Source organism: Paenibacillus sp. GYB004 (assembly GCF_036577605.1).
Classification (GTDB): Bacteria; Bacillota; Bacilli; order Paenibacillales; family NBRC-103111; genus Paenibacillus_AB; species Paenibacillus_AB oceani.
In genome coordinates this window covers 102772-122221 of the sequence record NZ_JARBDB010000072.1, presented here as the reverse complement: position 1 = coordinate 122221, position 19450 = coordinate 102772, and the positions used below count along the sequence as shown (strand labels likewise).

24 protein-coding genes are annotated in these 19450 nt (G+C 55.4%); 18 read left to right on the top strand and 6 right to left on the bottom strand.

The genetic code is table 11. From position 1 onward, the window contains the following. Nucleotides 1–121: 121 nt before the first annotated feature. A complete protein-coding gene (locus PV433_RS32680) occupies nt 122–976 on the bottom strand; it encodes an AraC family transcriptional regulator (protein ID WP_190929820.1) in 855 nt (284 codons plus the stop codon). A gap of 102 nt (nt 977–1078) precedes the next feature. On the opposite strand from PV433_RS32680, the gene mutY reads away from it, so the two are divergent. Further along, the gene (gene mutY / locus PV433_RS32675) at nt 1079–2230 is read left to right on the top strand and encodes an A/G-specific adenine glycosylase (protein ID WP_332076134.1); all 1152 of its coding nucleotides are present in this window, start codon (nt 1079–1081) and stop codon (nt 2228–2230) included. A 195-nt stretch (nt 2231–2425) separates the two neighbouring features. Here mutY and PV433_RS32670 read toward each other — a convergent pair whose 3' ends face one another. Together PV433_RS32670 and PV433_RS32665 are read right to left on the bottom strand one after the other, a co-directional pair. After that, nucleotides 2426–2587 (bottom strand): hypothetical protein, encoded by a 162-nt coding sequence (locus PV433_RS32670; RefSeq protein WP_190929822.1) that lies wholly within the window; start codon nt 2585–2587, stop codon nt 2426–2428. A 216-nt stretch (nt 2588–2803) separates the two neighbouring features. Then, nucleotides 2804–3418 carry a superoxide dismutase gene (locus tag PV433_RS32665; RefSeq protein WP_190929823.1) on the bottom strand — a complete coding sequence of 205 codons (615 nt, stop codon included), beginning with the start codon at nt 3416–3418 and terminating at the stop codon, nt 2804–2806. 671 nt (nt 3419–4089) lie between these two features. Here PV433_RS32665 and PV433_RS32660 point away from each other — a divergent pair. From PV433_RS32660 to PV433_RS32610, 11 genes are all read left to right on the top strand, one after another. After that, nucleotides 4090–4518, top strand: a complete 429-nt coding sequence (locus PV433_RS32660) for a GNAT family N-acetyltransferase (protein ID WP_190929824.1) — start codon at nt 4090–4092, stop codon at nt 4516–4518. 175 nt (nt 4519–4693) lie between these two features. Then, the gene (locus PV433_RS32655) at nt 4694–5245 is read left to right on the top strand and encodes a DUF402 domain-containing protein (protein WP_332076133.1); all 552 of its coding nucleotides are present in this window, start codon (nt 4694–4696) and stop codon (nt 5243–5245) included. Between the two features lies 1 nt (nt 5246). Then, nucleotides 5247–5843: a signal peptidase I gene (lepB, locus tag PV433_RS32650; RefSeq protein WP_332076132.1), complete on the top strand. Its 597-nt coding sequence runs from the start codon at nt 5247–5249 to the stop codon at nt 5841–5843. After that, nucleotides 5844–6281 (top strand): ribonuclease HI, encoded by a 438-nt coding sequence (gene rnhA / locus PV433_RS32645; RefSeq protein WP_190929827.1) that lies wholly within the window; start codon nt 5844–5846, stop codon nt 6279–6281. Between the two features lie 10 nt (nt 6282–6291). Beyond that, on the top strand, nt 6292–7467 hold the full coding sequence (gene queG / locus PV433_RS32640) for a tRNA epoxyqueuosine(34) reductase QueG (protein ID WP_332076131.1): 1176 nt from the start codon (nt 6292–6294) through the stop codon (nt 7465–7467). A gap of 76 nt (nt 7468–7543) precedes the next feature. After that, nucleotides 7544–8575: an HD-GYP domain-containing protein gene (locus PV433_RS32635; protein WP_332076130.1), complete on the top strand. Its 1032-nt coding sequence runs from the start codon at nt 7544–7546 to the stop codon at nt 8573–8575. Between the two features lie 157 nt (nt 8576–8732). Next, complete coding sequence (locus PV433_RS32630; RefSeq protein WP_190929830.1) at nt 8733–8945, top strand: YneF family protein; 213 nt, start codon at nt 8733–8735, stop codon at nt 8943–8945. Nucleotides 8946–8983: 38 nt separating this feature from the next. After that, the gene (gene folE, locus PV433_RS32625) at nt 8984–9577 is read left to right on the top strand and encodes a GTP cyclohydrolase I FolE (RefSeq protein WP_190929831.1); all 594 of its coding nucleotides are present in this window, start codon (nt 8984–8986) and stop codon (nt 9575–9577) included. 457 nt (nt 9578–10034) lie between these two features. After that, nucleotides 10035–10394 (top strand): hypothetical protein, encoded by a 360-nt coding sequence (locus PV433_RS32620; RefSeq protein WP_332076129.1) that lies wholly within the window; start codon nt 10035–10037, stop codon nt 10392–10394. Between the two features lie 175 nt (nt 10395–10569). Continuing rightward, on the top strand, nt 10570–11022 hold the full coding sequence (locus tag PV433_RS32615; protein WP_332076128.1) for a flavodoxin: 453 nt from the start codon (nt 10570–10572) through the stop codon (nt 11020–11022). Next, nucleotides 11019–11891 carry a hypothetical protein gene (locus tag PV433_RS32610; RefSeq protein WP_332076127.1) on the top strand — a complete coding sequence of 291 codons (873 nt, stop codon included), beginning with the start codon at nt 11019–11021 and terminating at the stop codon, nt 11889–11891. The genes PV433_RS32615 and PV433_RS32610 overlap by 4 nt, the downstream gene beginning before the upstream one ends. Before the next feature lie 112 nt (nt 11892–12003). On the opposite strand, the gene PV433_RS32605 is transcribed toward PV433_RS32610, so the two are convergent. The 3 genes from PV433_RS32605 to PV433_RS32595 all read right to left on the bottom strand — a co-directional run bounded on the left by PV433_RS32605 (nt 12004) and on the right by PV433_RS32595 (nt 15155). After that, on the bottom strand, nt 12004–12627 hold the full coding sequence (locus PV433_RS32605; protein ID WP_332076126.1) for a GNAT family N-acetyltransferase: 624 nt from the start codon (nt 12625–12627) through the stop codon (nt 12004–12006). 256 nt (nt 12628–12883) lie between these two features. Beyond that, entirely contained in the window at nt 12884–14062 is a 1179-nt protein-coding gene (locus PV433_RS32600; RefSeq protein WP_332076125.1) for a Fe-Mn family superoxide dismutase, read from the bottom strand. A 115-nt stretch (nt 14063–14177) separates the two neighbouring features. After that, the gene (locus PV433_RS32595; RefSeq protein WP_332076124.1) at nt 14178–15155 is read right to left on the bottom strand and encodes an alpha/beta hydrolase; all 978 of its coding nucleotides are present in this window, start codon (nt 15153–15155) and stop codon (nt 14178–14180) included. A 345-nt stretch (nt 15156–15500) separates the two neighbouring features. Here PV433_RS32595 and PV433_RS32590 point away from each other — a divergent pair, with 345 nt between their 5' ends. The 6 genes from PV433_RS32590 to PV433_RS32565 all read left to right on the top strand — a co-directional run bounded on the left by PV433_RS32590 (nt 15501) and on the right by PV433_RS32565 (nt 19075). Further along, nucleotides 15501–16244 carry an IclR family transcriptional regulator gene (locus tag PV433_RS32590; RefSeq protein ID WP_332076123.1) on the top strand — a complete coding sequence of 248 codons (744 nt, stop codon included), beginning with the start codon at nt 15501–15503 and terminating at the stop codon, nt 16242–16244. Between the two features lie 597 nt (nt 16245–16841). Then, the gene (locus PV433_RS32585) at nt 16842–17099 is read left to right on the top strand and encodes a GlsB/YeaQ/YmgE family stress response membrane protein (RefSeq protein ID WP_332076122.1); all 258 of its coding nucleotides are present in this window, start codon (nt 16842–16844) and stop codon (nt 17097–17099) included. 79 nt (nt 17100–17178) lie between these two features. Further along, nucleotides 17179–17484 (top strand): YtxH domain-containing protein, encoded by a 306-nt coding sequence (locus PV433_RS32580; protein WP_332076121.1) that lies wholly within the window; start codon nt 17179–17181, stop codon nt 17482–17484. A 58-nt stretch (nt 17485–17542) separates the two neighbouring features. Beyond that, complete coding sequence (locus PV433_RS32575; RefSeq protein ID WP_332076120.1) at nt 17543–18055, top strand: hypothetical protein; 513 nt, start codon at nt 17543–17545, stop codon at nt 18053–18055. A 256-nt stretch (nt 18056–18311) separates the two neighbouring features. Next, nucleotides 18312–18734 carry a Crp/Fnr family transcriptional regulator gene (locus PV433_RS32570; RefSeq protein ID WP_332076119.1) on the top strand — a complete coding sequence of 141 codons (423 nt, stop codon included), beginning with the start codon at nt 18312–18314 and terminating at the stop codon, nt 18732–18734. 83 nt (nt 18735–18817) lie between these two features. After that, a complete protein-coding gene (locus PV433_RS32565; protein ID WP_332076118.1) occupies nt 18818–19075 on the top strand; it encodes a hypothetical protein in 258 nt (85 codons plus the stop codon). Nucleotides 19076–19450: the final 375 nt, after the last annotated feature.

Sequence of the window (19450 nt, the reverse complement as noted above, 5' to 3'; positions counted from 1 at the left end):
AAAATCATAACTGATTATTTAGAAAGACGGGAGAGGAAACGATCCCGTCTTTTTGCTGTTACAACCGCTGTCGACATAGGCGGCTGCCCCCGTCCTGCAACGCCAAGCGAAGCTTGCCAGCTCACCGTACCGTATCGACCCGATGCCGCTTGGCGTACTCGCGGGGGGAGAGGCCTACGACTTTTTTGAAGATGCGGCTGAAATAAAACTCGTCGCCGTAGCCTACGCTGTGGGCGATCGATTTGAGCCGGTAGTCGGACAAGACGAGCAGCTCCTTGGCGCGGTCCATCCGCAGATGCGTCAAGTAGTCGATCGGGCTGTAGCCGATCACCTTCTTGAACAGGCGCGAGTAGTGGCTGACGCTCAGTCCGGCGAGCTGGGCAAGCGATTCGAGCGTCAGCGGCTCCTGGTAGTGCTGCACCATGTAATCTTGCGTATGCTCGATGGCTGCGGTCGTGTCGCCAGCATTTTTCTGTGCGCGAAAATCTTGCAGCAGCGCCAGCCAAAATTCGTGAAGCAAAATTTTGCGGCGCATCGCCGTTATATGGCCCCGCCGCTGCCACAGAACGAACAGCTGCTCCATCAAATAGATGAACTGCGGCGTATTTTGCAGCGAGTACATGCCCTGCAGCGGAAACGGACTTTCCGCAGAGCAGCGGGAAATCCACTGTTCCTTCTCTTCGTACGTTTCCGTATAATGAAAACGTAAAAAGTAATATTCGATCGGCTGTTCGGGATCGGTACGGCGCTCTACCAGCATGCCGGGCGAGAAAAAGAACAGCTTGCCGGGTTCGGCCGGGTAATGGGTACCGTTGACGGTAAACGTCCCTTTGCCTTTTACGATCAGCCAAAAGGAATGGTGCTTGATCGAGCGCATCGGATGCGCCCAGGTGGGTTCGCATTTTTGATGACCGATCAGCACGATGGAGTAGACAAGCCGGTTCAGCCTGGCGGCTATTTCCCCCGGTGTCAGCATACGAAAACCTACGCTCCTTTCACCCGCAAGCTTCTTGCGGATCAACAACAAGATCAATCATACCAGAAACGGGATACGACAGCGACGAAAGAGGAGATTCGAGTGGATACAACGGAGGCAAAGCTATATTTTTCTAAACATTTGTTGGAATGGTACAACGTGCATAAGCGGGATTTGCCCTGGCGGAGAAGCCGCAACCCGTACTATATATGGATATCGGAAGTGATGCTGCAGCAAACCCGGGTCGAGACCGTTATTCCGTACTTCCACCGGTTCGTGGAGAAGTTTCCGTCGGTCGAGGCGCTCGCGGACGCCCCGGAGGAGGAAGTGCTGAAAGCCTGGGAAGGGCTCGGCTACTACTCGCGGGCGCGCAATCTGCAGGCGGCGGTGCGGGAAGTGAAGGAGGTCTACGGCGGGCGCGTGCCGGACACGCAGGAGGAGATCTCCTCCTTGAAGGGCGTCGGGCCTTATACGGCCGGAGCGGTGCTGAGCATCGCCTACAACAAGCCGGAGCCGGCCGTGGACGGCAATGTGATGCGGGTGCTGTCCCGGTACTTCCTGCTTCGCGACGATATTGCCAAGCCTGCGACGCGGATCGGCATGGAGCGGCTCGCCAAGGAACTGATCCCCGAAGGGGAGGCGCGCGATTTCAATCAGGCGCTGATGGAGCTGGGCGCAACCGTGTGTACGCCGAAATCGCCGCATTGCCTGACTTGTCCGGTCATGGAGCATTGCGCGGGACGGATGGAAGGGGCGGTGGACGAGCTTCCGGTCAAAACGAAAGCGAAGCCGCCCCGTCCGGAGAAGCGCGCCGTCGCTTTTATCGAGGGCGCCGGAGAGAACGCCGGCAAAGTGCTCGCCCGCCAGCGGCCGAAGGAAGGGCTGCTCGCCCGCATGTGGGAGCTGCCGCACGTTCTGCTGCCCGAGACGATTGCGGCGCTCGGCACGGAATCGGACGAAGCGGCAATGCATTGTCTAAGCGAGAGCCTGGCGAGCGAGTATGGCTTGGAGGTGGAGCCGCTGGCCCCGATGATGGATGCGGAGCACACGTTCAGCCACATCCACTGGCAGATGCGCGTCTACCGCTGCCGGTTCGCCGGACTGGCCGGCAGGGCGGCGGAGAACGGCTCCGCAGCGGGTGATTCCGACGACGGAAACGTGTTCCTCTGGTTCGGTGAACGCGAGCTGGAGCAGTACGCGCTGCCGAACGTATTCCTGAAAATATTAAAACAGGCGGGAAGCTACAGAAGCTGAACCGGCGGGACAGGCCAAAGAGGCTGCGTATCGTCGCGAATTCGTCGCGGGATGCGCAGCCTCTTTGCGCTCGCCTCAGGCTGCGATAGCGGCGCTTCCAGCCAGTGCAAGTTCAGGGCTGAAGATTGGTTTGAACAAAGGGGAGTTGATGCTCGTGACGCCGGATGAAGCCGTAGGATAAGCTCTGGGATCGCATCAGGCGCTGACGCGGCATCGTTTACATACTTTGGCTTTGGCGCCGTTCTCCAGCGTCCGGGTATACAGCAGCTTGATGCGGGTGGCCCGGCAGACGGGGCATGTTCCTCGCCCTCTGGAGGGCAGCTTCCAGAGCGCTTTTCCGCGGTTTGATTTGGACATACCGGTTTCGTTCCTCTCTCTTAGGTTCATCTGGATTCGCTACATTGTATTCGGAGAACCGGCAAAACATGCGAAGCCCGAACGGAAGCAGCGGGAGGAGAAACGGACACGCGGGGCTGATGGGGAGCGGAGGCTCTACCGACAAACGAAAGCTCCCCGCCGGACGTTACGCAAGGTAACGATCCGGGCGGGGAGCCGGAGTCCGCTTAGAGCGAATTATTTTTTGGCGGCGTCGTAACGCTTGCCAACTTCGTCCCAATTCACTACGTTCCAGAAAGCGGCGATGTAGTCAGGGCGTTTGTTTTGATATTTCAGATAGTAAGCATGCTCCCATACGTCCAGGCCGAGGAGCGGCGTTTCGCCTTCCATGATCGGGCTGTCCTGGTTAGGCAGGCTGTACACTTTCAGCTTGCCGTCAGCGCTGAGAGCAAGGAACGCCCAGCCGCTGCCGAAACGGGTAGCGCCGGCTGCTGCAAATGTTTCTTTGAATTTATCGAAGCCGCCCAGCTCGCTCTCGATCGCTGCAGCAAGTGCGCCTGTAGGCTGACCGCCTGCGTTCGGGCCGATCGTCGTCCAGAACAGGGAGTGGTTCGCATGGCCGCCGCCGTTGTTGCGAACAGCTGTGCGGATCGCTTCCGGTACAGCGTTCAGATCCGCGATCAAATCTTCGAGCGATTTGTCGTGCAGTTCCGGATGCTTGTCAAGCGCTGCATTCAGGTTCGTAACGTAGGCATTGTGGTGACGGTCGTGATGGATCTCCATCGTTTGAGCGTCGATATGAGGCTCCAGCGCGTTGTTAGCGTAAGGCAGTGGTGGCAATTGGTGTGCCATTAGTAAGCCCTCCCTAAATATTGGATTTGTACAAACACTATTATCCCTCATTTTTGAACGTAAATCAACACTAAATATACATGTGAAACACTTATGTTTGAAAAGTTACTCCGGGGTCCTCTTCCATTATGCCCACAACCGAAAAAAAATGAACCGGCGTTATCCGCGATTTGCAGCTGTCCGATTGAAGAGCCGGGGCCGTAACGGACGGGCCGGAATGAACCGGATTTTTCAGGATGACGGCGGCCGATATTAGATCCGTTGGATGACTCGTATATTTTCCAAACGGCTTTCATATTTTTAATTATTAAAACTTCCTGCTTAAGAGGGTACGCCGTAGCTCTTCCGAACCATATCCGGGAGAAAAGAACTAATGCCCGGCAACAAATAGAAGCAACGGATAGAAGCGGCACGGAGCAGAGCGCACAGGAATGCCCATGTTTCATCCGGCGATTGCAAGCAACTCTTTCCTGAGAAGGAAGTGAAATCGCTCTCAGTAAAGCGTTTTCTCACGAAATATCGAAAAAAACGAAACTTTTTAAGGTTTTGTTAAGGTTTAGGAAGGATTTCCTCGATTTTTGTCGTATTTGTTACGTTACAAGAAAAAAAGCTTCTGATCGAAGTGAAACATTCTTTATCGTTTACAAAAAACAAAACGGGGAGAGACCAAGATGTTCGTTCGACCTTTCCAATTGTCCGATTATGCGTCGATTACGACTCTATTTAGCGAAGTGTTGTCCGAATCGTGCTGCGAGGAAACGATGGATGCCTTTGCTAAGCAGCTGTCTCTGGATCCGGAGCTGGTTCTCGTCTCGGTAGTGGACGACGAAATCGCCGGGATTATTATCGGTACGATCGATCAACGCAATCAAGGATACTATTACCGAATAGCCGTAGCGAAGGAGCACCAGCGCAGAGGGATCGGCAAGACTTTAATTAACGGCCTGAAGAAAAAGTTCACGCAGCGGAAGGTCAGCAAAATTCTCGTAACGGTGGACGTACACAACGAACCGATTCTCCCTGTTTATGAAGCGGTCGGCTACACCGACCATCATTTTTCCCGTTCTTACCGTCATTTAAGAATCGTCAGCGGCCGGTAACAGTCGTCTGCCTATCGGCGTTTCTAGGGGCATATCTTGAAGCCATTGCATTTGGCGAAGAGATATGCTTTTGTATTACATAACGAGTTTTTTTAGAACGTACTTCGAGATTTATTAAAAAGACAATAACGGGTGGACGATATATAATAGGAGTAGTTGTCAGAAAGGGCTTACTATGAATCCATATCTCCCATATCAAATTAAAAGCTTCAAGCATGACGGTCATCTTCACCGGATGTGGATGCAGAACTGGCGGGTTCCGGACGCGCTGCTTGCCCCGGAGCATCGGGCCGAATCGATGATTGCGCTGATTAACTCTCAGACGCCGATCCGCGAAAGGGACGGCAAGGAATGGACGAGCAAGATTCCGTCGGTCACTTTTTTTATCCCCGGGGAATGGTACAACGTCGTCTCGCTACTGGAGGATCAGGGTATCCGCTACTATTGCAACATCGCTTCGCCTCCCTACGTGAATGAAGGCGTCATCACTTACATTGATTACGATCTGGATGTCATCCGCACGCCGAACGGCACGATTCAGATCGTCGATCAGGAAGAATACGAGCTTCATAAGCACAATTACCATTACTCCGATGTCGTGGAGCGCAAGGTGAAGCGGGGACTCGAATCGCTGCTGGCGCGGCTGAAACGGGAAGGGCCGCCGTTTTGCAACGATCAGGTGCTTGCCTACTACGAGTTGTGGAGAAACGAAGGGCCGGGGGTGTGACATGGGCACTTTTGAAAGCCAGGACGGACGGGAGACGGCACCAGCGGTAACAGCCGAGGAGCCGAAGGGACAAAGTTTGGCGGCGGAATTGTGGGATTGGACCAAATCGATCGCAGTGGCACTTGTCATTGTCATTTTGCTCAATTTGTACGTGTTCAATTTGTCTACGGTGAAGGGTCATTCGATGGAGCCTACGCTCCGGGAGAAGGAATGGCTGTTCGTCAACAAGTTCGTATACCTGGTAGGGCATCCGAACCGCGGCGACGTCGTTATCTTGAAGGACCCCGACATGCAGTCGGTAGAGAAGCAGTATCTGGTCAAACGGGTTGTAGCGATTCCCGGCGATCAAGTGGAGATTCGCGGGGGCAAGCTGTACGTGAACGGAGACACGGTGGCCGAGCCCTATACCGACATCAAGATCGAAGACGGCGATCGCGGACCGGTCGTAGTCGAGGAAGGCCGTTACTTTGTAATGGGGGATAACCGGCACCAGAACGCCAGCAAGGACAGCCGCATATTTGGTACGGTATCGGAGAAGGCGATTCAAGGTCGTGCGGACTTCATCCTCTGGCCGATCGATCAAATGGGAGGTTTGTAAGTGAAGGACGTCATGATCTATACGGACGGGGCATGCTCCGGCAATCCCGGTCCCGGAGGCTGGGGAGCCATTCTGTTTTACGGCCAGCACCGCAAGGAAATGTCCGGAGGCGAGAAGCATACGACGAATAACCGGATGGAGCTGCTGGCCGCCATCGAAGCGATCGGCTCGCTGAAGGAAGCGTGCACCGTAAAGCTCTATAGCGACTCCGCCTATCTGGTCAACTGCTTCAAGCAGGGCTGGTTCCGGGGCTGGCTGAAGAACGGCTGGAAGAACAGCAAAGGGCAGCCGGTGGAAAATCAGGATCTGTGGAAGCAACTGCTTCAATTAATGGAAACGCATAAGGTGGAGTATATTAAAGTTAAAGGACATAGCGACAACGAGTTCAACAATCATTGCGATTTTTTGGCTCGGGAAGCGATCAAGCGCCTGACATGAGGTGAGCACCATGGACGACGCGGGAAAGGCGCCCGGTACCCGGGAATACTGGGCAAAACTAAAAGAAGATATACGCGAGGCTGCGCTCTCGCTTGGAATCGACAAGATTGGCTTCGCGTCCGCGGAGCCTTTTATAGAGTTGAAGCAAATCCTGCTTCGCCACCGGGAGCTCGGACGCGAATCCGGCTTCGAGGAGCCGGATCTGGACAAGCGTACCGATCCAGCGCTTAGTCTGGAGCAGCCGCAGTCGATCGTGTCGATCGCGATCGCCTATCCGTCCAAGCTGGCGAACCCGCCCAGGTCGGAGCCCGGCGCTTACCGGGGGATCATCTCACGGTCGTCCTGGGGCGAGGATTATCATCGCGTGCTGCGCAAACGGATGGCGGCGCTTGAGGTGTTCATCCGGGAGCGGGTGCCGGACGCCCGTACCGAGAGCATGGTCGATACCGGCGCGCTGGCGGATCGTGCGGTTGCCGAACGGGCGGGGATCGGCTGGAGCGGCAAAAACTGTGCGATCATCACCCCGGAATGGGGATCGTGGGTTTATTTGGGCGAGATGATTACGAATATTCCGTTTCCGCCGGACAAGCCGATTACGGATCAGTGCGGCGACTGTACGATCTGTATCGACGCTTGTCCGACCGGGGCGCTGGTAGGTCCGGGGCAGTTGCATTCGAACTTGTGCGTGTCGTTCGTCACCCAGACCAAAGGCTTCGTCTCGGACGAGCTGATGCGGAAGATCGGCAACCGGCTCTACGGCTGCGATACGTGCCAAGTGGTCTGTCCCGTGAATAAAGGGAAGCACTGGGCACATCAGCCCGAGCTGCAGCCGGACCCGGAGAAGGTGAAGCCGCTCCTGAAGCCGCTGCTGTCGATGACGAACAAGCAATTCCGCGAGCTTTACGGCGATATGTCCGCCTCGTGGCGCGGAAAGAAGCCGATTCAGCGCAATGCGGTTATCGCGCTGGGCAATTTCAAGGACGCGACAGCCGTGCCGCTGCTCGCGGGTCTGCTGCTGGAGGACGAGAGGCCGGAAATTCGCGGGACGGCGGCGTGGGCGCTCGGGCGTATAGGCGGTGCGGAAGCGCTTGAGGCGCTTAAGCGCGCTTGGCCGAGGGAGAGCCATCCCGAAGCGGCCGAGCGGATTGGCTCCGCTCTTCAGGAACTGGAGGAGGGGGACGTATAACCGTTTGCGGAAGTGCGCTCATAGACGCCCCGAATGAAGGGGTGGATGAAGTTTTTATGCTGGAAGGGGGCGCATCATGAGATACATTAGCATCGATCAGGTGGAGCCGGGACAATTTCTGGGGAAAACGATCTTCTCCAGCTCCGGGGCAGTGCTGCTGTCCGAGGGTGTGCAATTGACCGTCTACATGATCAATACGTTGAACCGGATCGGGGCAACGATGATTTATATTAAAGATCCCCAGTTCGAGGACGTCGAGATTCCCGATGTGCTGTCGGAGGAGACGAGACGGGGCGTACTGAAAAAAATGACGGAGACGTTCGACTCGATCCGCTCGGGCAAGCAGTTCGATACCCGCGCAGTGAGCATCAGCGTCGATCAACTGCTGGAAGACGTGATGAGAAACAAAGAGGTGCTGATCCAGCTCTCCGACATCCGCACACAGGATAACGAATCGTACGTGCATGCCTTAAACGTATGTATGATGTCGACGATGATCGGCATCAATATGAGCCTCACCCCGCAGCAGCTCAAGGAACTGGCGATCGGCGCCCTGCTGCACGATATCGGCAAGGTGGAGAAGCTGACGGATGACAGCTCGGCCGATCCGAAGCGTCATCATACGTGGCGGGGCTTCGAGGTGCTGAAGCAGAAGCAGGAGTTCAACCTGTTAATTGCGCACGTGGCGCTGCAGCATCATGAGACGCCGGACGGGGAAGGGCTGCCGCGGAAAGTAGCGGCCGACCAGATTCATCTGTACGCCAAAATCGTGGCGGTCGCCAACATGTTCGACAATCTGCAGTTCAAGCAGCCGGCCGGAGGCAAACGAATGCTTCCGCACGAGGCCTGCGAGCATATGATGGCGCTGGCGGGTTCGAAGCTCGACCGGGAGGTGCTGATTCATTTTCTGCGCACCGTCTCGATCTATCCGACCGGCTCCTCGGTCCGGCTGTCGACGAGGGAGACCGGCGTTGTCGTCGGACAGCACCGGGGGCTGCCCGGCCGTCCGGTTGTCCGCGTCGTCAGCCAAAACGACGACCATATCGAGGTCAAGGAAGTGGATCTCGCCAAACATACGACCGTGTTCGTAGAAAATGTGCTGCTCTAGCGCTTGACCCGAGCCGGATCTAACTTAAAAGCCGGCTCGACTGCACGAAAAGCGGGGCCGAATCCGGCACATTGTACCGCTTGCTAAGAGCGGCTTATTTCGTTATGATGAAGTGTATTCGGGAGTTTTTACGAACAAATGTTGGGGTGACGCTGGAATGTGGTGGAATTGGGTAATTCCGATCGTAACGTTGATCGTTGGTCTGGTCGGAGGTTTTTTCATCGGTGTTTATTATTTGCGCAAGCAGATGGAAGCGATGCAGTCGAATCCGGAGATGCTGCAGCAGATGGCCAAAAAAATGGGCTACAATTTGAATAAAAAGCAGATGCAGCAAATGCAGCACATGATGAAAAACCAGAAGTGGAAATAATTGCTGCGTCTCCCGCGCAAGCGAGGAGGAGGGGTAGAATGGCAGGTACCAAGGAATACCAGAACGATAACGTTGGACGGAACCGCGAGCTGATCGAGAATCATGTGAAAGAAATTTTGCGGCTGATCGGGGAAGATGTCGACCGCGAAGGGCTGATCGAGACACCGGCCCGGGTAACGAGAATGTACGAGGAGATTTTCGCGGGTTATTCCGTAGATCCCCGGGAAGTGCTGGGCGTAACGTTCGACGAGAAGCATGAGGAGCTCGTTATCGTTAAGGATATCGTATATTACAGCCAGTGCGAGCATCATATGGCGCCTTTTTTCGGTAAGATCCATATCGGCTATTTGCCTAGCGGCAAGATCGCCGGACTGAGCAAGTTCGCCCGTCTGGTGGAGGCCGTAACACGGCGGCTGCAAGTGCAGGAGCGGATTACGTCGGAGATCGCCGATATCCTCGTGGAAGTGCTTCACCCGCAAGGCGTCATGGTCATCGTAGAAGGCGAGCATCTGTGCATGTGTTCCCGGGGCGTGAAGAAGCCCGGCAGCAAGACGGTTACATCGGGTGTCCGCGGCCGGTTCGCTACAGACTCGGCGCTGCGCTCGGAGTTTTTGTCGCTTGTGAAGGAATGAGAGGAGCGCGGCTCTTTCCCGGACGTTCGCTTGCGGCGATGGCCGGAACCCAAAGCAATTCCAAAAGCAAAAGCAAAGAGCAAAAGACGCTTTCAACCGTTCACTGGGTAACAGTGAGGTGGGAGCGTCTTTTTGTATGCCCGTTATCGGGTCTTCGTCAGGGCCAGGGACAGCATGATGAACGATAGGCGGAAGTAGAATAAAGATATTTTTTTATTGACATTGAAAATCATTATCAATATAATGAGAAACGTTATCAGTTGTTCGCTTATATATTGTTGCGATTGTTTGGATAGATTGTCGGGGTATCGTTTGGGATTCGGAAGTACCGAGCCCATTTGCGTTTAGGATACCGGTTCGGGCCGGCGAAAGGGAGCGAAATAAGGGCCAATGCCGTGTGCGGACCGGCTGCTTTCAGCTGCGGGCAGTACGAACTTTCGATTGGGAGGATGAGCATGTGATCGCCGTTGTTCAAAGGATCTGTTTGAAGCACGGGCTGAGCGGACGGATGCTTAGCGGCATCGATAAGTTCAAGTCGAAGGCGGGTTGCGGCAAATGGTCGTCGATCGAAGTATTAGCCGCCCGGAGTCCGGAGGAGTACGAGGAATTTATCGTCACCAGCCGGTGGGACCTGACGGCGGAGCAGTTCGATCAGGTATGCAGCGACTGGTACGGAGCGGTGATCTCCGAGCTGCCGCCGGCCGGTATCGTCCGCTACGAGTGCTCGTGCTGCGATATATGGATGAAACGCGAGAACGAGCTTTCTTTGCTTGATATGTACGCATCGGATGGGAACAGGAAGGAGGTACGGCTGTGACGACTGCCCGGTTAACGGCATTGATTTTGCTGGCTGTCCGGATTGCTTTGTTGAAGCTGTATATGCGGGCCAGAGCATCCAAGCTGCGCAATTGTACATAAATTCGGTATGGGACATGTAGGATGACTCCGGAAAGGATCATCGGATCAAGGGAGAAGGGTAGGAGCGGACAGGAATGAAGGTTATTGTCGTATTTGCGAGCATGACCGGGAACACGGAAGAAATGGCTGATGCGGTAGCGGAAGGGATTCGCGGGCAAGGGGCCGAGGCTGTATTGAAAGACGTGTTTGATACGAACGCCTCGGAGCTTACGGATTATGACGCGATATTGCTCGGCGCTTATACATGGGGAGACGGGGATTTGCCGGATGAATTTCTCGATTTCTATGACGAGATGGACGACGTCGATTTATCGGGCAAACCGTCGGCGGCGTTCGGCTCGGCCGATTCCTCCTATCCTGAATTCGGCAAAGCGGTGAATCTGCTGGAGGAAAAGCTGCTGAGCTGCGGAGCGGTACTTGCTGCGGAAGGTCTGAAGGTGGAGCTGAATCCGTCCGAGCAGGAGAAGGAGGCGTGCCGCGAGTTGGGAAGACGGGTGGCTGCTGCCGCTGTGAGTGTGTCCGGATGATGATACGCGCGAATGGACTGGAAGCGTATAAAGAGCTCGGCCGAAAGCAGGGGGAGGAGGCGCTGATCGAAGATTACAAGCTGGAAGAGCTGCTGCGCTGCCCGTCCCGTTATCTGAAGCGCAAAGCGGATGAGGAAGCCGGCGCCGCGGCGATGCTGGGTACGGAGGTAAGCTGGCAGCAGCTCGTCCAATATTCGGTCTGTCATATGGTTAACGATTATTACAGCCTCCCGCCGGAGCACCGGTCGGAGTATTCGATCGAACGGTCGGCGGACCGTCGGTGGACGAACCGGACTTACAAGTTCGATTCCGCCGATCATTACTGGCAGGTGCGGTACCGGGCCGTAAGCGCGTTGAAACAGCTGCTGCACGGCGAGCAGAATGGCGCAATCCGGCCGCTGATCGTATTCGAGTCGTACCGCACCCATATCGAAGCCGTTCAAGCGGAAATTTCGTTCATCGTGCAGGTGCTGTACCGTCCCGACGACCGTCCGGATTCGCCTTATGTGATCCGGAAATATCTGGTGGATGACGATCCCGATGTGATTGCCGGTTTCCGCCATCTGGCCGTCCTGTTCTGCAGCGAAGCGTTCGAGGAGCTGCCCGGACGCATCGAGGTGTTCGGCGTGCTGAGCGGCAGCAAGTACGTGTTCCGCCCGCAGGCGGAGGAAGTGGCGAAGGCGGCGGATTATATCCGTCTGCTCCGGGAATATGCCCGCGAAACGGAAACCGCCGCTCAGGAGGAAGAGGAAACGGGGCATGTGCACCGGAGACGGAACGTTTGCCGCAAATGCAGGCATAAAGCGGATTACACGCATGCCGGAGGGAGCAAATCGGCGAAACCGACCAGCCGCTGGCAACTGAATTAGTACGGGATAAGTTCATTCCTGCGATAATCACATACAACCGGGCCGACGAAAGTAATATACGGTATACGGTTTGTGAAATGGACTCCTGCCGGTCAGAGGTTCATCCGTTCCTTTAGTCGCCGACAAGTCTTACTTGCCGCCTGGAGGAAGGAGGGTTTATAAGCAGGTGTTCTATCCTGTGCTTCACTTCCGGCCATTCCGCCGATATGACGCTGTAATAGACCGAATCGCGAACGTAGCCGTCCGGCAAAATATAATGGCAGCGCAGAGCGCCCTCGAAGACGGCGCCGATTCTCTCGATCGCCTGGCGGGAGCGCTCGTTCCGCGAATCCGTTTTGATCTGTACGCGGTTAGCGCCCATCGTCTCGAAGGCATGAGTCAGCAGGAGCAGCTTGCACTCGGTATTAACCCGTGTTCGCCACACGCCTGGGGTCAGCCATGTCCAGCCAAGTTCAAGGGAACGATTTTCATCGGATAAATCGAACAGCCGAGTGCTTCCGAGCACCCGGCTGTCTGCTATATCTATGATCGTATAGGGCAGCGTGTGACCGCGTTCCGCTTCGGCCATAGCTTCGTCGACCAGCCGCTGCATGTCCTCGGGCGATTCCATGCGTACAGGGATATAGGTCCAGACACCGGGAGCACGGGCGGTTTCGTACAGAGCGCTCGCATGCGCAAGCTCCATCGGTACAAGCTGTACGGCTGTTCCGGTTAATGGTTGGTATAGTCTGTTCATTGTATGGCGCCACCTTCCCTAGTCCGGAAAACGTGTCTCTAATGTCCGGGATTTCTATGATCGTACCGGAACGGAAGGCAGAAGAAAAGATCCGATTTCACTCGAAATGACCAGGCCAATCGGGAAAGGGAGCGGACGGTTCGGATCATTCGGACAGAAAAGGCACACAACGGTGGATGGGTGCCTGAGAGCCTGAGCTGACCTGTATTAGCGGCTGCGGCTTAGAAGCGGGGCCCGTTCCGGAGCGCCGCCTCCCTCAGTACGGCCGCCATTTCAATTTGGACGCCTGGACGAATCTTTCGTTCACGTACGGCCAATTGACGACGTTCCACCACGCTTCGATGTATTTGGGCCGCTCGTTTTGATGTTTCAAATAATAAGCATGTTCCCAGACATCCAGGGCAAGGAGCGGGATCGCATCCCATTGCGACAAATTCTGATGCTTCTCCGCCTGCAAAATCTCGAGCCTATGACTGCGCGGGCTCCAGACGAGCACGGCCCATCCTCCCCCCTCGACTTTGTCGGCTGCTGCGGAGAAGTGCTTCCGGAACGATTCGAAGCTGCCGAAGTCGCGGTCGATCTGAGTCGCGATCGCCCCTGTGGGCTTGCCGCCCGCTTTTGGAGCCATCACGTACCAGAAGAGGGTATGCAAGTAGTGTCCCGCCCCGTTAAATGCCGCTTCCCGCTCCCAATGCTTGATCAGGTCGAAATCGCCGGTTTTGCGCGCTTGCTCCATCATTTTCTCGGCTTTGTTCAAGCCGTCTACGTAGGTTTGGTGATGCTTGTCGTGATGAATCCGCATCGTTTTCTCGTCAATATGCGGTTCGAGCGCGTTATACGCATAAGGAAGCGGCGGCAGGGTATGACCGCCGATCGGCACGGGCTTTGCGGCAGCCGTGTAATCGGTCCATACGCCTTCCGGCGTAAGCGGCTCCTCCCGGTCTGCTTGCTCCTCGTTGCGGTAAGGTTGAGGCTGAGGGGACGGAACCGGATGGGAAGACGGGGGGAACGCCGGCGCGGTGAGGATCGATTGCAGGATGCCGAGGAAATATTCCGATTCCCGGATAATGTGCTGAATGACCGTGGGCGCGGTTGGTACGCTGCGGACCGCAGCGCTTCTCTCAAGCATGCCGAACAGCTGCTTGATAAATTCCGTCGACTGGGCGGTGGAGCGCTGGAGCAAAGCTTCGACATGCTTCCACAGCTCCGGGCTTATCGTCATATTGGACCGAATGACCGCTTCGATCCATTTGTTCGCGGCGGCCTCGGTTTGTGCGAAGACAAGCTCCCACTGCTCCAGCAGCTGCACGTACGGCTGCTCCAAATTCGGGATAAGCTCGCGGATTACGACGGTATGCTCCTTCTCCTGCATTTTCCAGAAGCGGATTTCCTCCAGAAGTCTGAGCGGCATCAGCGAGCCGTATACAACTAACATGGTCTTCCCTCCTACCTAAGGCTGTATCCTTTAGTGTATTCGGAAGGGAAGTTGGCCCATGCGGGGAAATCGGCGATTCTGCGGGAGAACGTAGCGATCTTGCAGGCAAATGAGGTTACGGTTGGCGTGCCGCCGCAGTGTTAAAAAACGCCATCGCCCGCTTAACGTATTCTTTTTTATTCGCTTTGTAAATCAACTCGTGCCGACCTTCGGGAAGCAGCCACAGGTCGGTATTCGGAGCGGACTGGTTCTCATAGATCGATTGCGCGATATCATACGGCGCTTTGGTGTCTTTCATGCCATGGATGAACAGGATCGGCATCGGGTACTCTTTTTGTTTGACATCCTGATACGGAATCTGGTTCATGCTCGTGCCGTTCATAATCGGGAAAAACAGGCGAATCAGCGGCAAAGAAGGAAACCGGGGCAAGTCGACCTGATTTTTAATGTTATGGTAAAGCGTGTCGGGCTCGAGCAGAAAGGTGCTGTCGAGAATCATCGCTTCGATGTCTTTGCTGTACAGAGCCGTCTGCAACGCAGTGCCCGCTCCCATGGAAAAGCCCCATACGTACGTGTGCTTCGTCCCGATTTTCTTCAAAAAGTCGATCGCGCCCTGCAGCTCGAGCGACTCCCGTACGCCTCCCGTCACGGACATATCCGTGCCTACATATGCGTAGTCGAACAGGAGAACGTTGAAGTTTTGCTTATTCAGCTCTTTGGCGAGACTGTAGAAAGGGACCCACAGCTCTTCGCGGTTGCCGCCGTACCCGTGGGAGAAGATGACCGACCGGTCGGAGCCGGCTGCCGGAATCAGCCAGCCTTCCAGCGTGCTGCCGCCGTCGCTGCTCGTGAAGACGACGTCGTCATAGGCCAGTCCTGCGGCCTTCATCGGGTTCGAGCTGAGTGGAGCGATCGACGGCCGGCCGAGCATCCAGGCGATATAACCGTGGAAAGCGACGATCGCTCCGGTACACAGAACGATCAGCAAGGCAAGGGGAAGCAGCATCCATAGCTTTTTGTACGATTTGCCAATGTTAGCGTTTTCAAATACGGGTGTGCTGTAAGTTGTGGATGGAACGTGGGTCGTTTCCATGGGGTAACCCTCCTTGATCGATGATGCACTTCGAGTTGCGTAATAAGGGAGGTTCTCTGCTTGGATCGGGATAAAATCGTTGCGGCCAGGGACAGGGTGCCGATTGGAAAGGAGACTCGCTCCGGCAAGCGCAGGCCGGCGGTAGGGGCAAGAATCCAATCGTATACACGTAAGTAATTATCTTAATTCTATAGTATTCGTTTACAGGCCTGTTGGTCAATAGATGCCGGATAGGAAATGTGTAGAAAAAGGCAGTCCGGAGTCTCTTTACGATCCGAAGAAGGATAAGGTATACTTGAATTAAAACTGAGTTTCATATAATGAAACATGTGGAGCGAATCGAAAATGGACGATACGAAGCTGACCGTACGCGCCGTGGAACGGGCGCTCGATATTTTATCCTTGTTCACCGACGAGGCCGAGCTGAGTCTCACCGAGATCGCCGCCAAGACCGAACTTCACAAGAGCACGGTCCACCGGCTGCTCGCGTCTCTGGAAGGGAAAGGTTATCTGGTCCGCAATGCGGAGACGGAAAAGTACCGGATCGGCTTCCGGATCTGGGAGCTTGCCGCCAACATGTCGCAAAGCGACGATCCTGGAGTCCTGCTGCAACCCGAGATGGAGCGGCTGCGGGATTCGCTCGGCGAGACGATCAGTCTGTATGTGCGCGACGGGAATGAGCGGATCCGGATTCAGGCGGTGCAGAGCAATCAGGCGATCCGGCGGGTCGCTCCGATCGGGGCGCGGCTGCCGCTCAGCGTGGGCGCTTCGAGCAAGGTGCTTATCGCTTTCGCCGAACCGGATGAGCAGGCGCAACTGCTGCAGGAGCTGGAATGGGCTTCGCCCGCAGACCGGGATGCTTTCGTCGGTCAACTGGGGGACATACGCCGGCTGGGTTATGCGACCAGTATCGAGGAGCGTGAACCCGGCGCGGCCGCCGTGTCGGCTCCGATCTACAACCGTGCGCACAAGCTCGTCGCCGCACTTGGCGTATCGGGCCCTTCCAACCGGCTGACGCTGGAGAAGATGAAGGAGCATGCGATGCTGATTATCGAAGGCGCGAACCGGATGGGGAAGATGCTGAAGTGAGATTAAGATAGGTTTAGTAACGTTTCTCGTATCTAGGGAACCGGGGCCGTGATCGGTATTCGTTGCACCAAGGAAATATGGGGAAAAAGCCGTCTCTCTGGAATGGAGGGACGGTTTTTTGGAGTTGCATTGCTATTGTGCACCGTCAATAGAAGTGGTTTGCAGCCTTTATCTTGTCCGAAAACCGGCTTGGGCGCGGAATATGAGCGGTTTGAAGCTGCTAATATTGGCGAAAAAAGGCGCAGCCCAACCCGATCGGTTCGCAAGAAACTTGGTAACAGGCTTCATTCGGGGACGGGTTGTTCCCGCACAACCTCATTAACGACCGGCTGGATCGAAGGTACCGGTTCCCTTCCATGCACCAACGTATGGGTTTGCACGCCAAAGGACCGTCCGGACCGTTTTTTTTTAGCAACCACGCATGGCAGTTTCCGGTTTTACGAGAAACAGCCGGATTCGCTTCAAAGCCGAGGTCTCACTTAGTAGGGTTATTTTTATACGGGGCGCCGCGGAGTGGCGGTATTTGGCTGGTTCATGCGCGGCATGCCGGGGTAATAAACGGTAGGCGGCCTTCATCAACAAGAAGGAGGAGATCGCATGTGGGGACTCTTGATCAGCATCGTGATGGCCATTTTAATTGGGACGATCGGAGATGCCCTTGTAAGAAACCGGATGCCGGGCGGTATGCTCGGAGCGATGGTTGCCGGATTTGCCGGCGGCTGGCTCGGATCGCTGCTGCTTGGCAGTTGGGGCCCGGTCATTGGCGGTTTTGCAGTCATCCCGGCCATTGTCGGCGCCGCATTGTTCGTATTGTTGCTGGGGATGCTGTCCCAAGCGATTCGAAAGTCGGCTTAGCGAATAACCGGATAAACCCTATACGGCAAGCATGAACGATGGGATAACGCGATACAAACCAAATGAGGAGGAATTCGCAATGAGCAAACGCAACCTGCAAGGTTCCTGGAAAGCGGTATGGATCGGAGGAATGGTGGGAGCGACGGCCGCCTTGCTTTTTGCTCCCAAATCAGGCAAAAGGCTTCGCCGTGATCTTGTACGCGGAGCCCAGGATCTTCGCGATACTACGAGCGAATGGGCCAAGGATGCATCCTACAGCACTCAAAAAGCGGTCAAGCAAGTAAGCGGGTACGCGTCCGAATGGTCGGATCTCGCACGGGGTATGGCCCGTTCGGTGCTGCGGGTGCGCAAGGCAAAGCCGCGCAGGGGGTTGCTTCGGCGCTAATCACGGGTGGAAGGAAGCGGAGCGGGGCCGGAATCACGATAACAGGAGGCGAGGCAGGATGACGTTAAGCGAATTAAATGTAACGAGGCCGTTGGTGGAATTTGGGAAAACTGCATTTCGGCTAGGGTTTCAGCCTTCCGAGACGGAAGGCCGCAAAGTGATCCAGCTGACGTTTCGTTCTCCTGAGCGTGACGGCGCAATCACGTACCGGATTCCGTTTTTGTCGGACGGCTCCGAGCGGATTACGCTGCTCGTTCAACAAGCGGAGTTCAGCGGAGACTGGAGCGGCGGCGAGGGTGTCCCCGTATCCGTACGGGATGAAGCGCACCGGAAGCTGTGCGAGCTGATCGGGGAATCGGCGCACCGTGCGCGGGGGCGGGAGACCCCGAGCGCTGGGGCCGGAACCGGTCAGGCGGAGCAAGAGGCGGACCCGGCGCTGCACATGACGTTAAACGGCGTGATGGCGCAGGATGAACAGGATCTGATCCGACTCGGCAAAGAGATGAAAGCGATGAAGACGAATACGGAGCTGGAGCAGGAAGGGATGATTCCCGATCCGATCCAAAACTGACGCCGGAAGGCGTCTTTTTTTGCGGCGGAACGTTAAAAGCGACATTGCGGGGAGTAGTCTTCTAAGCTTCAAAGAGCGATTTTCCGATGTTGAAGGTTTTAGCAGGATGTTGCTACGCAAGAGGAATGGCGGCAGTCGGAAGCGTTCATAATGCGTCTCCCGGCTCAGCCCGTGGTCGGAGAGGGACATCTATTCGAGCATCGCCGGCAAAGAGTTGACCCTCTATCGGGTGCGAAGCGGCGAGACGTGCGTTATTATGATGGCCAGCATCCTGGGGAATACCGGCTATGAAGCGATGGCGCAGACGGAGGAGGACACGGAACTGCTGGTGCTGCCCGCCGCGCCGTTCCAATTATGGATGCATACGCACAAGGAGCTGAGCCAGTTCATTTACCGATTGTTTATCCAACGCATGGTTTCGGTCGCCGGGCTGATCGAGGAGATGACGTTCCACTCCATGGACCATAGGGTTGCGGAATGGCTGCTGCGGCAGCCGGGCGGGTCAACGGAGATCCCTTTGTACATCACTCATGAATCGCTGGCTGTCGAACTGGGAACGGCGCGGGAGGTCGTCAGCAGAATATTGAAAAGGTTTGAGAAGCGCGGCTGGCTCCGGCTGGGAAGAGGCAAGCTGTACGTGCTCCGGCGCGGCGAGCTTGAGCGGCTGCTGTGCAAGTAAAGTGACTAGGTTACAGAAAAGCCGGCATTTTTCCCCTACCTTGTAAAGGTGATCGGAGGATCATCACAGGAGGGAGTAAAAGGATGAGAAATGTGGGACGTGCGGATCGAATTGTGCGAGAAGCGGCGGGTGCCGGATTATTGTCGATGTTGTTGGTTGTGGAAGGTCCCCGGAAATATGCGGGACTGCTCGGGAAAGTCAACACCTGCCGGGTCAGCGGCCATGAAGAAAGCGTGGAAGAACGGAAACTTTGGACGGAGCGCAATCGAGGGTGGACCGCAATCAAGAGTGGACGAAGCCGGGATGAACCAAAATCCAGATTGAAGCGAAACCAAAAATGAACAAAAGCAAAAATGAACAAAAGCAAAAATGAACAAAACCAAGGTTGAACCAAAACAAAGGATAGATCCCATCTTAGGTTGAAAGTGGAGCCGAAGATCAGGGAGCCGACGGGGGATAAGGGTGGTTTGGAACTCTTTTTTTTGGATGCCCCCCCATTTTCTCGAAAATAAGAGCTTTTTGCAGCGCTTAATTCGGAAGAAAAATGGAGTAACTTCAACCAGCAACGGAAAATAAGAGATACAAACCACCTTTATTTCCCAAAAAAACAAACAAGTTCCCGATTAAGAGCTGCAGATCGCTCTTATAAATACTGCTTTAAAAACCTGCTTAATAATCTGCTTAAAATACTGCTTAAACAACTGCTTTAGAATTAC

Coding starts and splice junctions, on each gene's coding strand:
- PV433_RS32680 (WP_190929820.1), bottom strand. CDS start 976: ATGCTGACACCGGGGGAAATAGCCGCCAGGCTGAACCGGCTTGTCTAC.
- PV433_RS32670 (WP_190929822.1), bottom strand. CDS start 2,587: ATGTCCAAATCAAACCGCGGAAAAGCGCTCTGGAAGCTGCCCTCCAGA.
- PV433_RS32665 (WP_190929823.1), bottom strand. CDS start 3,418: ATGGCACACCAATTGCCACCACTGCCTTACGCTAACAACGCGCTGGAG.
- PV433_RS32660 (WP_190929824.1), top strand. CDS start 4,090: ATGTTCGTTCGACCTTTCCAATTGTCCGATTATGCGTCGATTACGACT.
- PV433_RS32655 (WP_332076133.1), top strand. CDS start 4,694: ATGAATCCATATCTCCCATATCAAATTAAAAGCTTCAAGCATGACGGT.
- lepB (WP_332076132.1), top strand. CDS start 5,247: ATGGGCACTTTTGAAAGCCAGGACGGACGGGAGACGGCACCAGCGGTA.
- queG (WP_332076131.1), top strand. CDS start 6,292: ATGGACGACGCGGGAAAGGCGCCCGGTACCCGGGAATACTGGGCAAAA.
- PV433_RS32635 (WP_332076130.1), top strand. CDS start 7,544: ATGAGATACATTAGCATCGATCAGGTGGAGCCGGGACAATTTCTGGGG.
- PV433_RS32630 (WP_190929830.1), top strand. CDS start 8,733: ATGTGGTGGAATTGGGTAATTCCGATCGTAACGTTGATCGTTGGTCTG.
- folE (WP_190929831.1), top strand. CDS start 8,984: ATGGCAGGTACCAAGGAATACCAGAACGATAACGTTGGACGGAACCGC.
- PV433_RS32615 (WP_332076128.1), top strand. CDS start 10,570: ATGAAGGTTATTGTCGTATTTGCGAGCATGACCGGGAACACGGAAGAA.
- PV433_RS32610 (WP_332076127.1), top strand. CDS start 11,019: ATGATGATACGCGCGAATGGACTGGAAGCGTATAAAGAGCTCGGCCGA.
- PV433_RS32605 (WP_332076126.1), bottom strand. CDS start 12,627: ATGAACAGACTATACCAACCATTAACCGGAACAGCCGTACAGCTTGTA.
- PV433_RS32600 (WP_332076125.1), bottom strand. CDS start 14,062: ATGTTAGTTGTATACGGCTCGCTGATGCCGCTCAGACTTCTGGAGGAA.
- PV433_RS32595 (WP_332076124.1), bottom strand. CDS start 15,155: ATGGAAACGACCCACGTTCCATCCACAACTTACAGCACACCCGTATTT.
- PV433_RS32590 (WP_332076123.1), top strand. CDS start 15,501: ATGGACGATACGAAGCTGACCGTACGCGCCGTGGAACGGGCGCTCGAT.
- PV433_RS32585 (WP_332076122.1), top strand. CDS start 16,842: ATGTGGGGACTCTTGATCAGCATCGTGATGGCCATTTTAATTGGGACG.
- PV433_RS32580 (WP_332076121.1), top strand. CDS start 17,179: ATGAGCAAACGCAACCTGCAAGGTTCCTGGAAAGCGGTATGGATCGGA.
- PV433_RS32575 (WP_332076120.1), top strand. CDS start 17,543: ATGACGTTAAGCGAATTAAATGTAACGAGGCCGTTGGTGGAATTTGGG.
- PV433_RS32570 (WP_332076119.1), top strand. CDS start 18,312: ATGATGGCCAGCATCCTGGGGAATACCGGCTATGAAGCGATGGCGCAG.
- PV433_RS32565 (WP_332076118.1), top strand. CDS start 18,818: ATGAGAAATGTGGGACGTGCGGATCGAATTGTGCGAGAAGCGGCGGGT.